This window comes from Streptococcus henryi DSM 19005 (assembly GCF_000376985.1).
In the GTDB taxonomy this organism is placed as follows: Bacteria; Bacillota; Bacilli; order Lactobacillales; family Streptococcaceae; genus Streptococcus; species Streptococcus henryi.
Genome location: NZ_AQYA01000037.1, coordinates 171231 through 186237, shown reverse-complemented (window position 1 = coordinate 186237; position 15007 = coordinate 171231). Strand labels below are relative to the sequence as shown.

General features: G+C 40.7%; 14 protein-coding genes and 1 pseudogene. All 15 read right to left on the bottom strand.

All coding sequences use genetic code 11. The annotated features are described in order from the left end of the window. Positions 1-13: 13 nt before the first annotated feature. Positions 14-1405: pseudogene (locus F601_RS12580) on the bottom strand (hypothetical protein). Beyond that, positions 1399-2253 (bottom strand): nucleotidyl transferase AbiEii/AbiGii toxin family protein, encoded by an 855-nt coding sequence (locus tag F601_RS0110970; RefSeq protein ID WP_018165731.1) that lies wholly within the window; start codon positions 2251-2253, stop codon positions 1399-1401. The pseudogene F601_RS12580 and the gene F601_RS0110970 overlap by 7 nt, the downstream one beginning before the upstream one ends. Then, positions 2250-2843: a type IV toxin-antitoxin system AbiEi family antitoxin domain-containing protein gene (locus F601_RS0110965; protein ID WP_010730322.1), complete on the bottom strand. Its 594-nt coding sequence runs from the start codon at positions 2841-2843 to the stop codon at positions 2250-2252. Before F601_RS0110965 ends, F601_RS0110970 begins: the two co-directional genes overlap by 4 nt. Positions 2844-2964: 121 nt before the next feature. Next, a complete protein-coding gene (locus F601_RS0110960) occupies positions 2965-5769 on the bottom strand; it encodes a phage tail tip lysozyme (RefSeq protein ID WP_018165730.1) in 2805 nt (934 codons plus the stop codon). Next, positions 5766-8117: a VirB4-like conjugal transfer ATPase, CD1110 family gene (locus F601_RS0110955; protein WP_018165729.1), complete on the bottom strand. Its 2352-nt coding sequence runs from the start codon at positions 8115-8117 to the stop codon at positions 5766-5768. Before F601_RS0110955 ends, F601_RS0110960 begins: the two co-directional genes overlap by 4 nt. After that, positions 8074-8427, bottom strand: a complete 354-nt coding sequence (locus F601_RS0110950; RefSeq protein ID WP_001097594.1) for a PrgI family protein — start codon at positions 8425-8427, stop codon at positions 8074-8076. The genes F601_RS0110955 and F601_RS0110950 overlap by 44 nt, the downstream gene beginning before the upstream one ends. Positions 8428-8488: 61 nt before the next feature. Further along, on the bottom strand, positions 8489-9343 hold the full coding sequence (locus tag F601_RS0110945) for a VirB6/TrbL-like conjugal transfer protein, CD1112 family (RefSeq protein WP_018165728.1): 855 nt from the start codon (positions 9341-9343) through the stop codon (positions 8489-8491). Between the two features lie 16 nt (positions 9344-9359). Then, complete coding sequence (locus F601_RS0110940; protein WP_001072180.1) at positions 9360-9602, bottom strand: hypothetical protein; 243 nt, start codon at positions 9600-9602, stop codon at positions 9360-9362. Positions 9603-9619: 17 nt separating this feature from the next. Further along, positions 9620-11440, bottom strand: coding sequence for a VirD4-like conjugal transfer protein, CD1115 family (locus F601_RS0110935; RefSeq protein WP_018165727.1), 1821 nt, complete (start codon positions 11438-11440; stop codon positions 9620-9622). Further along, the gene (locus tag F601_RS0110930; protein ID WP_018165726.1) at positions 11440-11928 is read right to left on the bottom strand and encodes a hypothetical protein; all 489 of its coding nucleotides are present in this window, start codon (positions 11926-11928) and stop codon (positions 11440-11442) included. The genes F601_RS0110935 and F601_RS0110930 overlap by 1 nt, the downstream gene beginning before the upstream one ends. A gap of 76 nt (positions 11929-12004) precedes the next feature. Beyond that, positions 12005-12586 (bottom strand): CPBP family intramembrane glutamic endopeptidase, encoded by a 582-nt coding sequence (locus F601_RS0110925; protein WP_018165725.1) that lies wholly within the window; start codon positions 12584-12586, stop codon positions 12005-12007. 2 nt (positions 12587-12588) lie between these two features. Next, positions 12589-12822 carry a hypothetical protein gene (locus F601_RS0110920; RefSeq protein ID WP_000999831.1) on the bottom strand — a complete coding sequence of 78 codons (234 nt, stop codon included), beginning with the start codon at positions 12820-12822 and terminating at the stop codon, positions 12589-12591. A 9-nt stretch (positions 12823-12831) separates the two neighbouring features. Next, complete coding sequence (locus F601_RS0110915) at positions 12832-13215, bottom strand: thioredoxin domain-containing protein (RefSeq protein WP_018165724.1); 384 nt, start codon at positions 13213-13215, stop codon at positions 12832-12834. A gap of 9 nt (positions 13216-13224) precedes the next feature. Next, positions 13225-13653 carry a hypothetical protein gene (locus F601_RS0110910; protein WP_010730330.1) on the bottom strand — a complete coding sequence of 143 codons (429 nt, stop codon included), beginning with the start codon at positions 13651-13653 and terminating at the stop codon, positions 13225-13227. After that, positions 13637-14992, bottom strand: coding sequence for a DNA (cytosine-5-)-methyltransferase (dcm, locus tag F601_RS0110905; RefSeq protein ID WP_018165723.1), 1356 nt, complete (start codon positions 14990-14992; stop codon positions 13637-13639). The genes F601_RS0110910 and dcm overlap by 17 nt, the downstream gene beginning before the upstream one ends. Between the last annotated feature and the right edge of the window lie 15 nt (positions 14993-15007).

The following is a 15007-nucleotide window of genomic DNA, read 5'->3' as shown; positions in this document are numbered from 1 at the left end:
TCCCAGAACCACTCTATATTGCCAAATTATGGTGAAATACTTCATTTATAATTTTTGGGGTTTCTATCTCATCTATTCCAAAATATTGTAGTTGCATAGCTAGGACAATTTGTTCAAGGAACACTACATCTAGCAAAGACTCATTTATAAATTCTTTATCTAAATTTCCGTGGGCAAAATTATTTCATTGCTTGCCAATCCTCTCTCCGATTTTAGAATGATCAAAAGAGATATTGTTTATTTTATACATATAACAACCAAATATATCTAGTATTCTCTCCCCGTATTCTTCAAATATTTGATGAATCTTTTGAGAAAGAGATAGATAAGAAATAACTGATTTTTTCAGATCTTTGTAAATTTTTTTCTTTTTACCTGTTGAGGTTTCAATTAAACACTCCAATTCTTTGCTGACTTCCTCTTCCAGTCTTTTTCTTTGATCACTTTTCCATTTATCTTCTGAAAATAGTTTGCTAAACTCCCATTCAAAGGCAGCAGTTCTTAGCACAAAACTGGCAGCATCAATTATCCGACTATCACTAAAACTCTTACCTAGATGTCTGAGATATAGATTATTTTCAGCTATGTCATTTAATATCTTCCCCTCATAACCAGCAATATATTTTTGTTGAATATATCTTCCATCTTTCAATGGCTTCATTTCAATCTCAATATCTTCTCCAATTTCAACGTATTGTCTAACATTACTTTCCCTACTTGACAATTGAATCTTAGTAAAACTAATATTTCTACGATTACAAAGAAATTGGATAAACTCTTTTGCAATACGATTTAATTCTAGTATAAAAGAATAATCTTGAGTTTCTTCAAAATAAAAAACCATTGACGATGATAGGGTTAGAGGTGGTTTTTCAATAGATAGACTCGTTGTCCTTGTAATTCCGAAATAAACTTGAACTTCTTTTCCAAAAACGGTAAACTTCTGTTCTTTTGTCGTTGTGGAGTCAAAATCATAGGTACTAATTTTTATTTTTCCATCATGTTCTTCAGGCTTATACGAAATTTCAAAAGCATGATTGATTGGATGAATATAGTTTAGTTCTAACCCGCTGAAAGATATCCGACTAATCATCGGTCTTTCAGAGTCACTAAAAAAATAGGCCAAAAACGGTACAGTAATAACACCATTGTTTTCATGAAGTTGAATGTGTTTATTTGTTAGAAATGTAATAACTTGATTTGTTTCATTTGTACGTCCATAAAGAAAGTCTTCTTCTACAAATTTAGGATCTCCAGGCCAAGCATATCCCCCAGTTTCCAATTTTTTATGAAACCAAGAATACTTAATCGAATCTTTCTCTTCTTTAGGAATCAAGGATAACTTTTCTTTATCAAATGTAAAGAAAAATTCATAACCCATCATCTTCAAAGTTCCTGTCAGCATACACTACTAACTCCTAATTGATTTAAAATAATTGCCACCACTTCTATCGACTCCTCAAAACTAATTTCACTGGCATACCTAAATGATTTTTGATAGCGAGACCAAAGCTGTTTCTGGTAATCAGAGCTGCGGATTTCCTCTAGTTGACTTTCCCAATTTGTCAAAACATCTAAGCTTTCTCTTTTCTTAGCAGTATTGTTTAGAGCAGTTTTCAATATTGGGATATCAATCTCATCTTTTCGAAGGTGATATAATGTGAAGAGGTCATAGCGATCACGAGGTCTAGTTGAAACAGCTCCTCGACGAATAATCGTTTCTAATTTTTCAGCAAGAACAGTTTCTAAATTATAAGTCCAAACTTCTAGTTTATTCTCTGAAAAAACAGACTGCAATTGATAAGTAATTTCTCGTGGTGTTATCCGATCACCTGTTGTTATATCAATAAAGACAACTTCACGTAGGGTATCGAATGTCGCCTTGAGTTTGAGGGTAAAGCCCCCATATTCATCATCTTGTCGAATTGGCTCTAACATATCAACTTCAAATTGAAAACCTTCGGAAGGTTGACTTACAATTTCTTTGAAGATTGTTTGAATATTTTCCTCGCTAAGAGGTTGGCCTTTCAAAGTAACATCTAAATCCATAGTTGTTCGTTTATCTAAGCCAATCATCTGTCCGATAAGGAATCCACCTTTCACAATGAAAGAATCTTTATACCGACTTTCAGAGATGAGTTTTAAGATTTTCTCAATCAAATAGTTCTGCTGAACTTGTTGAGCAGGTATCCCTTTTTCTCTTGCGATATTCTTAATTTTCGCTTTGAAACTATTAGCATTTGAAAATTTCACGACAAAACCTCCACATAAGATTGTAGCTTTTCAGTGACATTAAATAGTTTTGCATAGTGATACATCTTGGCATAATTCACAGTTCCTTTTTTGAAATAAGCTTGAAACGCTGGAGCAATGACTTGAACATCAACATGATAGGCTGTTCTCAAACACTCTACCAAAGTTCGTTCCATATCATATACTGAGATAAACTGTCCAGCCTGTCGCTCTAGTTTTATAATACCGATTTCATGATGATTTCTAGCAACAATCGGCTTAACACCAGCTTCTTTCATTAGCCTCGTGTTCGTCCCAAAAGGAAAAGTCATCACAGGTTCAAATGGAACAGTGAGGGAAAGGCCATGTAACCATAGTGCTGTTTCTAAGGAATAAATTCCTTTTGGAAAACGATACTGTAAACTAAAGAAATCATCAATATAGGTATCAGGCAGATGATAAATCCCTCTTTCAATTGATTCCACTTTACCTTTTGAGACCAATTGATTCAGTTGTTGGTAAGAAAAGTTAAGCTCTTCTATATCACGAAAAGTTATAACTCCATGATTTTTTTTTATGTAATTATAGACAGGTTTCTCTAACAAATCCACATTACCACCTCCTAAATAATATGCTAACATTTCACTACAATGTTAGCATATTATTTATAAAAAATCAATCACAAACAAAACAATATGCTAACAAATTGTTAAATCGTTAGCATATTGTTTTCTATTTCGTCGTATAGGCAAAGCTAATTGTACTATCGACTCCTGATAATTTACGGAATGTATAGTTAGGATTACCATTAACATTGGTCTCTGAGATGAGGAAAGAACCATCAGGATAAACTTTCTCGACAAAGGCGACATGACCGTATTCTGTTGGCGATCCATGACCTCCTCCCGCAAAGGAAATAATCGCTCCTGCTTTTGGTTGCTTGCCTGTATCTCCACCAAGACGTGCTGCTGTTGCCACCCAATCTTGACCATTACCCATGGTACTGATGATTGGGATTTTCTCACCGTTTCGGCCTTTGAGTTTCAATCCCAATTGGTTGATACGAGCAGCTACTCCCCACGTACATTGCCCATAGGCATAGCCCATACCGTCACCTCCACCTGGAACGGAATTGTCATAAAGGTCTCCTCGAACTGCTTCCAGCGCTTTTGGATCACTTTGAGCAGTTCCACCATTTGGTTGGCTAAAGCCTTTCTCAATTTGGTAATACCACTCTGTAGCTCTCGTTTGACGTTCTAGGAGTTTATCACCACTATTTCCCTCCCAATAAATGAGAAAGACTTGGGCAAGACTGGCTGGGCTACCTGAATTTTTGAAAAAGTCTTTTAACCAGTTGGTATAGTAAGGATTGTCCCCATGGAGCATAAAATCCAGTTGTAAGCCTAAGTCATACCACTTCTGATTTTTCCCTTTGGCATACTCTAATAATAAAGTATGTCTGCGTGACCCATCTGCAGTATCTGTCCATTGCCCCAAGCCTAAGCCACGTCTTAAAATATTCGGGTACCTGCCATTATAGATAGCTGGACCATTAAGGGACAACCAGCCCTCATCATCCCAAGAACTGGCACTTGCCCCAACAGGAGGCGATAAATAGTCACCTTCAGCTCGTTTAGGATTGATAGAAGATTCTACTGACCAGTTTCCTAAAATAGCCGCAATGGCTTGATTGGTCGCTCCTTGACTCTTCAAATACTCATAGATAGCTTTGGCTCTCGCAAACTCATCGCCTCCAAATTGACCAATGGTAGGGAGAATCGTCGTTTGGAGTTGAATGACTTTAGAAAAGTAAAAGGCTGGATTGGCGTAAACCAGTTTCTCTGAATCATCGTCAACCTTTTGATAGGTCACTTTTAGACCAGATCCATCCTTGGTTTGACCAATCACTTCCCCTGCTTGGACTTTTTGGCCATCGCTCACTCGACCAGTATGGATATTAAACAAGGTCAATTGAGACTTGTTTAGTCCCTTACCTGACGTGATGATAATGTTCTCGCCATCTAGGGAAACCTTACCATCCATGGGAGCCACAATCACTTGATTTTCTTTAGCTTCTAAAATGATATTATGATGAAGCGTTGGCTTGTCATCAATCACCTCATAGCCATAGCGGACTGTCATGGTAAGCGCATCGTCTTCAGTCTGTCCCTGAAATGGATTATCCAATTCTTGGAGGGCAAGGTAGGTGCCTTCCTCACTTAATTCCTTTAAGTCTTCTCTATCGTCATCAGAGAGCTTATAGGCAGGCTCCTTACTTAACTCAAGCATGGATTTTAAAGAATCCCCACCGTTTAAGTCCTGCCAAAGTTGACTCAAATAGGCTTGATAGGTTTTATCCCCTTCTTCCATGATTTCTTCTAAAGCATAATCTTGATACTTGAGATTCATAAAGCCCATGACGTCATCAATCTTGGTGTAGTAGGTAATGCCAGTGGGGTTGGTCCGGGTGTTTTCCGCATCTTCCCACGTCATGTGCGTATAGGCTTTTGTCAGTTCACTCTCATCCTGTTGAATGAGAGTGGTTCCTGAAATTCCTATAACAAAACTCATCATCAAAAGCAAGAAAAACAAGAGGCCTGACACGACCCAAGTCATAGGATTAAGGGCAATCGATGAAAATAAGGTCAGGCTATTCTTAATCGCTTGAATAACCCCTGTTATTCCTGACACACTGTGCCTTCTAGCTTGCTTGAGAAAGGTGTGGTATCGCCTTTTGGGCTTTAAGGGCTTCTGTCGGGTGAACCCTTTTCCCTTTTTAAAGTTCTGATACCGCTCCTTACTATGAGCGGCTTTCGTCTTAGTAAACCGAAGACCTGTCTGCCCACTTTTGACAAGGAGTTTTCCTGACTGATAAGTAAATCTCCCATAGCGTCTGCTTTTTATACTCAGATCCTTGACGGTTCGGATACCTTCTAAGTCATCATCTTGAGCGACTACATCCAGTGATTCTGAGGCGACATAGCGTAATCCTCGTTTGACCTTAGTCGAGGGGTTCTTAAACTGATGTGCTTTTTTCAGTTGTTTCACGTCACGCTTAGCTGATTTGACCTCTTTTTCTGCCTGAAGGCGTTCAAGAGGTTTTTCTTTTTGAAACTGAAACCGTGACGTTTTTGATTCTGTTGGCTTTTTCTGATCGGTAAACTTAGAAGTGGCTTTCTCCTCTTTTTCGGCCATCTTGACCTCTGCCAAGTGTTTTCTTGCTACTGCTAGGCGCTGTCTGGCTTGAGGAAGCCGATACTTCTTAATTTCCCTAGCCTTTAGCCATCTGGGAGACACATAGGCGATCGCTTCCTTAAAGGTATCTGTCGCTAGATCTTTTTCCTCCTGATAGGTTTGTTTTAAGGTCTGTCGTTGTTCCCTTGTTTCAGCTTTCTCAGCTCGGCGCATGATAAAGCGTCGTTTAGGAAGTGAGCGTTTTAACCCCTTCTTCTCCCTGCGGTAATGGATACGGCTAGCCTTTAAACTACTCTGAAAGGTTTTACGGGCAACCTTGACCTTCTGTTGCTCTCTTGTCATGATTCACCCCTCATCTTTTCTGGATCGGTACTCATGATGTCAAAGAGTTGGGTTTGAAGTGGGATTTTATTTCTAAAGGGAACAACCGTTGAGCCTGCCTTAATCAATCCCGCTCCCTTTTCTGGATTAACCAAGTATTTCTCAAGTTCTTTAGATAAACCCAAAAGATGAACCAACTCTTCTCTGTCACTTTTAGCTTGTTTTAGAAGTATCATAAACTCGCTATTAGCGATAATACGTCTCCCGTTGGCATCAAGAAGTAAGGTTTCTACGTTTTGAGTAATGCCTGTTGGAATGGCTCCATACTTACGAACACGGCTCCATAATTTGAAGAAGAAATCAGAAGCGTACTTATCCAACAACAGAAGCTGCATTTCATCAAAGTAAATCCAGGTCTTCTTGCCAAGTTTTTGGTTTTTAACCACACGATTCCAAATCTGGTCAAAAATCACCATGAGGGCAATCTGCTTCAATTCATCCCCTAACTTTTTAACATTGTAAATGAGGAAATGGCTATCCGTTTTGATGTTGGTTCGGTGTGAGAAAATATCGAGTGAGCCTTCCACATAAAGCTCCATATCAAGGGCTAAGTCCTTAGCTTCTTGTTCAGGTTGTTTAGAGAGAACAAAGACCCATTCCACGAGAGATGGTATCTCAAAATGCTTGTAGGTCAACCGTGTCACACGGTCAATTAAGGACTTTTCTCGACCATCCATTTTTCGGTCTAAGAGTTTCCCAATCCAAGACAATAGAAATTCTGATTTGACCTTAATAGGGTCTTCATCCATATTGTCATCGGATAAGTCTAAAACATTTAAGAAAGTGGTAGAGTCAGGCGCAATATCAATACTTTCCCCACCAAAGGCTTGACCAATGATACTGTACTCATTTTCGGGATCAACGATGATGATTTCGGTATCACTCTCTGCTTCTTTTAACTTGGTTGAGATGATTTCATGCTTGGTCGCCATCCCCTTACCAGCACCCGATGTCCCTAGAATCAAGCCTGATGGGGTATTGAGTTTCCCACGGTCAATGGTGATGATATTACTTGAAATCTGGTTTATCCCATAAAATTTCCCTCCCTTATCTTGTAGGTCAACAGAGGTCCAAGGGGAGTTCACGGCAATGTTTGAGGTCAAAAGAGACCGTGACACACCCTCAAGGTAGTTCTTGCCAAATGGCAATAAGCTATTAAAGGCAGCTTCCTGCATATAGGTCAGATTATCAATCACAAGGTCATTAGAACCTGCCACTTGTTTGATAATATCAAGGGAGTGTTTCAATTGGTCTTCGTTATCCGCAAAGACCCCAATCACAAAGAGGGTGTCAAAGAGCTTGTCGCCTGTTTGCGTCATGGTTTTAATCAGCTCATCGGCTTCATCGATGTTACTTTCTAGGACCTGACTAACCTTTTCAAGATAAACGCCAGATCGTGCCATCTTTTGTTGTTCCCCAATTTTTTGCGATTCCATCAAAGTCTTCTTGGTACGGAGCTTGGTCATGGCTTCTGACTTGGCTGACCCTTTAGCATGGAGACTAATCATCACTTCCAAATCCGACTGCATGAGTTCTCGTAAGAACTTATCCCCCAACTCCATCCCATAGTCACGAACATAGACAATCTGAAGCAGTCTATCATCCATTTCAATATGATTTTTGTGCTTAAAGGACAGACTGGTTGGGGCAATAAAGTGCTTAGTTGTTTGTCCTGAACGTACCAGGTCTTGATAGGTAAAGGGCAAATGATTTTCCCCACGCAACATATCAGCTAAGTGATTCACACGGCTTTCTCCACTGAGGAGAGTAAAGTTCGCATCTATTTCAGAAAAACCACTCTTAAAGTATTCCCCAATCTGAGACAGAGAGCGATAAGCGAGTTTCGGATTTTGGTCTGACTTCCCAAAAGAAATGAGCTTAACCGCTGAAAAGTTATTTTCTCCAGCTTCTAAGTTATTCTCCATGATACGATTGAGTTCTTCACGATAGGTATCATACCCATCCTCATGAAAAGGATACAAGACACCCTTTCTAAACTTATCCAAGTTGACCCTTTGGTTAAAAATAGTAAGTTGGAAATTGGTCTTGTCATCCAAACTGTTAATCAAATCGGAATAGGTTTCCATAATCGCTCCCTTATCTTCAAGTCCCACCGTCTGGTAATTGACATCCCCTAAAAGATAGGACTGGGAAAAATAATCTGGGGTGACTTGCATGAGACCATTAGGAAAAAGGCCTTGGTAAAGAAGCGTATTAACAGTTGTTGGTAGCACTTCTTCTTTTGGTTTACGTGTCTTCTTGTGCTTAGAAGAGGTCTTTGGTTTCATTGAGTGGTTTGTTTTTTTCATTGCGTATTCCTTTCTGTCCAGTTAGTGTACGGTCTGGTATGGTCATTTCATAATGCCATCTATAATTAAGATACGTTTCAAAAGGTAAGTCATTAGGGCGATAGACCCCAAATAACATGAGGGGAATGGTAAAGGTAAAGATAAGTCCGTAGACAAACCAATCCCCAAATTGCCAATAAAAGAGGTTTAACCCTAAAATCAGGATGGTAATGGCAATGGCTGGCAAGACAAAGATGACTTGTCGTGTGGTAAAGCCTAGCCAAGCCCTATGTTGGACTTTTGTGATGTCCTTAAAAACACGTGTATTCATAAGACTCCAATCTAAGATGAATATGAAAAAAGATTGGGAGGAACGTCCTTCCCAATCCTCCTTACATGCCTAGGATACTTCTGGCAGTCCGTTGACTGCCCACCAAGGCAATGATCAATAAAATAGCCTGGACTAAACCACCAAATGCAGTCGCTAGCGTATCCATCACTCCCGCACCATTTGAGAGAGCCAATTTCCCAGCTGATTCAAAGAGGGGAACAAGGGAGATGATTAAGAAAATCAAGACCCCTTGGAGGGCATAGACCATGATGTTTTTCAGGTAGCCAATCCCAACACTTCGCCAGTCATCACTAAGGAAAGTCGGAATCGTTAGAGGCGCAAATGGAATCATGAGATAAAGTTGGATAAAGCGAATAGTAATAAGGAGATTCACCACCATCACGCTAACCAATCGCACTAACCATATCAGAATGGCAAAAAAGCCAACAATGAGTTTTCCAATAATTCCTGACCCTTTAAGTCCTGAAATAGTCTCATAAGTCGTTCCCCCATGAGAAACGACACCAGCTACGCCTTCAATGATGTGAGAAGCAACAGCTAAGATAGCTTCTACAATAACAGTGGTGTTTGTAATGACCACTGCCACCATGATATAAGAGACAATCATAGGAGCAATGGCTTCAAAGGTCATGGCACCACCTGAGTTGGCGATTTTCTTAGCCATCTTAGAAAACTCAAGGACTAACACAACGGCTAAAATAGCCACTCCCAAGGGCTGCATGATTCCTTTTGTGATCGCTGACATATAAGACCAAACGGTTGGGTTATAATCTGCAAGGGATTTAACCAAGTTGGCCGTCGATTCTAAGTCCACGTTAAAGCCTTCAAAAAGGCTATCGCTCGAAATTTTCTCTGACGCTAGAAAGACAAAAGCTGAAGGTAATGTGTTGTTCATGTCATACTTAGCCCTCCTAAATGGTAATTTGGGTGATGAAGGCACCGGCGGCACCTACCATAACACCACCCACAATTTCTAAGATGGCATTGCGGACACCAGGTCCACCATCTTTGATATTGGTTGACAGGTTTATGATACCCATGACGACAAGAAAGGCGCCTGTCGCAACCATTCCTTTTTGTAAGAGCGCCATGGCTTGGGCAAACATGGAACTAGCGTCCACGCCATAAACAAAGCCTGTTAATTTTTGGTTCATACGATTCCTCTTTTCTATTAGTGTAGTGTGGTTTCTTTGCTTAAATCCCTAACCTTGTGGGCTGAGGGTTCAAACGGAACGTCCTCTGTTTTGAGGGGGTCAATGTGGTAATGCCACCAACGTTCATCTGACTCCTTATCCGCCAGGTATTGCCAGTTTTTGTGTTTCAAGGGGAAATACTTTTTTTCCTTAAAGACAGGAACCCCTGCAATTCTCACCAAGCATTCATCACGTTTCATGTTTCCGACTTCATCAGGGGTCATGAGATCCCTTGCGATTTTCTGATGAGACGTTGACCCAGACCCTGTTTGGCCATACGACCGACTGGTACTTCTCACATCAATGGTTTGTTTGCCTAAGAGACCACTCATAAACTTGAAGGTCTCTTCATCATTGCCTCCAAGATAAAGCAAGCTATCACAGTTTCCTAGAATGGTTTTCCAAGCCTCCTTCTCCTTATAGAGCCCTTGAAGTTGGGCAATGTTTTGAAGAATGGGTACGAGACTCATGTTCCGTGAGCGAACTGTTGAGGTTTGTTCCGCAAAGTCTGGAATTTCACCGACATTCGCAAACTCATCTAAGTAACTTCTAACATGAATAGGCAATTGTCCCTTGAAGTCCACATCAGCTTGTCTCGTTAAGGTTGAAAAGACGGTGGAGAAAAAAAGGGCTGAGAGAAAGCGAAAGGTAGTGTCATTATCTGGAATAACGAGATAGACCATGGTTTTCTGCGTTCCCCATGTTTTTAAGTCCAAGGTGTCACGTTTGGTTAAATCAATGACAGATTGGATATTAAAGAGGGCAAACTTAGCTGTTGTGACGGCAATTACTGAATCCAAGGTCTTATCCTTGTAGTTTTGGAAGTCTGCCCAGTTACGCATGGTGAAGTTTTCTGTCCCATATGTCTTGGCATAGGTCTCAAACATCACTTCTAAGACACTCTTATCTTGATTTTCTCCTTTGGATAAGAGCTTGATGAGTTTTCCAATTTCAGAAAAAGAGGGGTAACGCCCTCGCTTACGACGACTGTCTGCTTCTTCCTTGGTGCTACCTGGAGGATTGTAAAAATCCACCAAGTAAGAGGAAATCGCACGGACTAAGGTCATGGAAGCTTCATCCCAAAAGGGATCACTGCGACTACCATTGCCCTTAGTGTTATTGAAATAGACCGTAAGCATACGGTTCAAATCATTCTCCGTTTCCACATAACGAAAAGGATTAAAACCATCTGAGTTGGTCATGTTTACGAGGTCTAAGACCTTGACCTGATAGCCATGCTCTAAAAAGAGCTTCCCTGTCTTTTCAGCTAAGTGATCCTTAGGGTCAACGACAATATTGGAACAGTTGAGCTGAATCAGATTAGGTTTGACAAACCGAAAAGTCTTCCCGCTACCAGACCCACCAATGACCACAAGGTTCTTGTTTCGGTCAAACTGTGGGGCTTTCTTTTCTAACAGGGTTAGCCTAACATTACGTGACAAAATAGTGTCATTAAAGGGATTTTTACTGAGAAAGGCTTTACGCTCACGATTGTTTCCAAAGCGAGCAGAGCCATATTCAGCCCCCTCTCGGTAAACCTTTTGACCAGTTGAGACATAAAGATACACTAGGCCCATCGTCACAAGACCAAAGCAAAAGCCTAAAACCGATCTACCAGTAAAATGACCATTCCACAAGGGATTTAAGACCTGATTCTGTCCTTCGCCTAAGAGATAGGCAAGGCGTTCCAAGGGCGGTTGATTAGGTAGGCTATCGTAAAGCAAGACTAGCCGATGGCAGAAATAGCCAAGAGCAAGTCCTAATATGCCAAAAATAAAGGCTTTTTTCCCTGAGACCATTAGAGAATGACCTCCTTTGTTTTCACAGCAGAGGGTTCTGACATCACAATCTGTTCCTTGGCTTGTGCGATTTCCTCATCAAGGGTTTTATCCATAGTTAACCCTTTCAGTTTTTCTGGATTGGAAATCAACTTCTGAAGCAACTCATCTAAGTGCTTGTCTAAGAGCGACTTATCCTTAGCATAGAAATGCAGGTAGTCTCCTAGCCAACTAATGGCAATAGGAAGGTTTTCTGATTCCACCAATTCCTTGAATTTCTCGACATCAACGGGTTTATCCAAGATGTCTTTTGAGATATTAAGCGACTCAATGGCATAAGGACTTTGAAGGAGTTCTTCTAACTTTTGAACCCCAATTTTATAAGCCGATTCTTGTGCTAGGGCGTGTCTGGCTGACCACTCTAAGAGTTTGAGAAGGACCTTCACCGTAAACATAGCACTCCGTTCCGCATATTGAATCGCTTGGCGTTCCTGTTGTTCGGATGGCATCATTTCCTCCTTTATATGATTCCCCATCAAAACAATAGGGTGCTTTCATGATACGAAAGCACCCTTGATTTTGGTATCACAATAAAGATAGGAAAAAGACGATTCCATTCCAAGACAGGTGAACGAGAGTTGAGCTCAAGCAGTCTGTTTGTCCTCTAACCACACCAAGTGTGAGACCTAAACTCCCATATAGCACCCAAGTGAATAAACTAGAGGGGTGGTGGGCTAAAGCAAAAAGGGAACTCGTTAACAACACTTGAACCACTGGTTGAGACAAGACTCCCCACAACACCTCTCTATAAAAGACTTCTTCCACAACACTGGCATTAAGGAGAAAAAGAATAAAGGACAGAACAGGAATCTGATTTTGAACAGTCACTAACGTTTCTTGATTTGCCTCACTGCTTGAAAACATGGCACTCATAATAAGAGCAATACTTACCATGACACCAAGACTACCAAGTAACCAAATTCCTCTCTCCTTCAAGGATAGGTTTCTTTTAGGTATCTGGTACCTTTTCCAGCTCCACAATAGCAGGGCTAGAAACGTCACTTGTAAAACAGGTAACCATGCCCCATTTAGCCAACCAACCAGGTACAAACTCACTAGGAGGACATTGACATGAATGGCTCCGTACATCACTAATAGTCGTTTCATCACTATCTCCTAAACAAGTCTTCATAGTCAATCTCTAAGACAGTCACTATTTTCTCCACCCATTTGCCTTGTGGCATGAGACGATGAGATTTGTAGTGACGAAAGGTTTGGTAGAGACGGTTAAACTCACTAGGGTAGACGTATTGGCCCTTAAACATCTGTCGAGCAAGGTCAGCCCATGACAGTCCTTTTTCCATAACGATAATTTCCAAATTTTCCCAAAAACGATCGTTCATAACTCCTCCTTATGTCACCAGGTCTTTAAAAAGATGTTCACGAAAGGAAACCACTTTTTGACTTCTCGGAAGAAAGGTCCTTGCTTCTTCTAAACTCATATCGGGATACACTTTGTCCTCACAAACCACAAGTGGGAGACGAAGATTCTGGTCAGGTTTCCGTAGTACCAACGTCACTAACTCACTCAATTTCATCTCTCTATGACCTTTAAATCGTTGTAGCGAGGGGGATAAGAGCGTAAAACAATCACTGCTTTTGGTAAACAACCTCAGTAATTCCTCACGTGATATATGACTCACTTCTTTACAGGAGTAGGAAATACCATGCGAGTCACAAAAAGATAGGAGTTTCTGATTCCGACTGTTATTTCGACTTAAATAGATTTCTAACATCGCTTCCTCCTACACAGATAGCTCCTTCTCTAATGCTTGAGTTGGTGGGGTAAACACCTTACTCATATCAATAGGTGACATGCCTTCACCGTAGCATTTAATTGTTATAAGACATTGGACCATTTCATATTGACCTTTGTATTTGTACAACTGACCATAAGTTCTGAATGCTAAATGATTTTCATCTGTTAAAAAGGCATCCCCACCATTTTTAAGATCCTCATTCTGAATAAATTCTTGATAATTCTTAAGATTTGATTCAAACAGCTTTGGTGGAATTTTCTCTTTGTGGTAACTATCCTCGTAGACGACCATGACATCACAATCATAGTCTGGTAGACTAGCAATTAGGCTATCCTGTCGTTCTGTTTCAGCATAATGTATTTCTAACTCAAGATCTGAGCAGTCCAATATACTTTTACTATGTAATAATTTCATGTTCTTCTTCCTCTTCAATCTTTCTAAATTCTCTAGCAATGGCTTCAATAACGGTGACGGTCACGCTATTGCCTGCTTGTTTATACAACTGACTTTTACTGGATACGTTCTCAGCTCTGTCATAAGCCCAATCAGGAAACCCCTGAAGTCTAAAACACTCTCTAGGGGTTAGGCGTCTGATTCTCAAACGATACAGTTTTCCATCTAGGATTATTCCAGTCACTTCATACCACTTGTCCTTACGGTATTCCAAAGCAGCAACTACCACTCCCATATTGTCAGAAGTGGTCAAAGTATTTGAAATCCCCTTTCCCACTCGTCCTCTGCGTTTGGTAGACTCTGGGTAAGCAAGGTTGACAGAATCTCCCACTATTGCCTTGGCATAGCCTAGTTTGGTCGCTTCCCTAATTTTCAAATGTGGCGCTTCTTCACGACAAAGAATCTTAGGAACTTTATCCCCTCCTTGCATCGTGGTCAACGTTGGAGAAAGCCCTGAAAGGTCATAAACTCGTCCAGTCTGCACAAACGTTGTTGGTAAGGTTCCTGCGACAACTACACCATGCCGATCTTGGCTAGTTAAAGTAAACATCGGATCATCGTTCCCTTTAAAGCGTCTCCCATGTTGGCGTTTTTCTAGCCTATCAGGGGTTAAAACTGGAATGGCAATTTTAGTTCCTTCTCCTTTTCCTCTTGTTAAGGTTGGTGCTATCCCACGTGATAAATAGACTTCTCCATTCATCCCTTTGCCTGACGGATTAACATTGCCTAATCGTTCAAGACCAGCTGAGCTGTTTTCTCCTCTGAGAGGAAATAGGAATCGGGGACGGTATCTTCTAGAATGTCCGATAATAAAAATTCTTTCACGGTTTTGCGGCACTTGGAAATCTTTACTGTTAAGCACCTGCCATTCGACATCATACCCCAACTCATCCAATGTGGTGAGGATTGTTCGAAATGTCTCTCCCTTGTCGTGACTGAGTAAGCCCTTGACATTTTCGAGGAATAAAAAACGTGGTTGGATCTGTTTGGCCGCTCGAGCAATCTCGAAGAACAAAGTTCCCCTAGTATCCTCAAATCCCAATCGTCTGCCTGCGAGTGAAAATGCCTGGCAAGGGAATCCCCCACAGATGATGTCCACTTGCCCTCTAAGTTGTCTAAAGTCCTGATCTGTGACTTGTCTAATATCATGAAATTCTATTTCTCCTTTGGTCTCATAGATGGCCTTGTAAGATTTCCTCGCAAACTTGTCAATCTCACAAAAGCCAATACACTCATGGCCCTGACGAGTTAACCCCAGTCGAAAGCCTCCAATTCCTGCAAACAAATCTAAAAACTTCATGTCTCTCATTCCTTT

Excerpts from the sequence above, each read along its gene's own strand:
- F601_RS0110950 (WP_001097594.1), bottom strand. The coding sequence starts at position 8,427 with ATGAATACACGTGTTTTTAAGGACATCACAAAAGTCCAACATAGGGCT.
- F601_RS0110955 (WP_018165729.1), bottom strand. The coding sequence starts at position 8,117 with ATGAAAAAAACAAACCACTCAATGAAACCAAAGACCTCTTCTAAGCAC.
- F601_RS0110930 (WP_018165726.1), bottom strand. The coding sequence starts at position 11,928 with ATGCCATCCGAACAACAGGAACGCCAAGCGATTCAATATGCGGAACGG.
- F601_RS0110935 (WP_018165727.1), bottom strand. The coding sequence starts at position 11,440 with ATGGTCTCAGGGAAAAAAGCCTTTATTTTTGGCATATTAGGACTTGCT.
- F601_RS0110910 (WP_010730330.1), bottom strand. The coding sequence starts at position 13,653 with ATGAAATTATTACATAGTAAAAGTATATTGGACTGCTCAGATCTTGAG.
- F601_RS0110945 (WP_018165728.1), bottom strand. The coding sequence starts at position 9,343 with ATGAACAACACATTACCTTCAGCTTTTGTCTTTCTAGCGTCAGAGAAA.
- dcm (WP_018165723.1), bottom strand. The coding sequence starts at position 14,992 with ATGAAGTTTTTAGATTTGTTTGCAGGAATTGGAGGCTTTCGACTGGGG.
- F601_RS0110920 (WP_000999831.1), bottom strand. The coding sequence starts at position 12,822 with ATGAACGATCGTTTTTGGGAAAATTTGGAAATTATCGTTATGGAAAAA.
- F601_RS0110925 (WP_018165725.1), bottom strand. The coding sequence starts at position 12,586 with ATGAAACGACTATTAGTGATGTACGGAGCCATTCATGTCAATGTCCTC.
- F601_RS0110960 (WP_018165730.1), bottom strand. The coding sequence starts at position 5,769 with ATGACAAGAGAGCAACAGAAGGTCAAGGTTGCCCGTAAAACCTTTCAG.
- F601_RS0110915 (WP_018165724.1), bottom strand. The coding sequence starts at position 13,215 with ATGTTAGAAATCTATTTAAGTCGAAATAACAGTCGGAATCAGAAACTC.
- F601_RS0110940 (WP_001072180.1), bottom strand. The coding sequence starts at position 9,602 with ATGAACCAAAAATTAACAGGCTTTGTTTATGGCGTGGACGCTAGTTCC.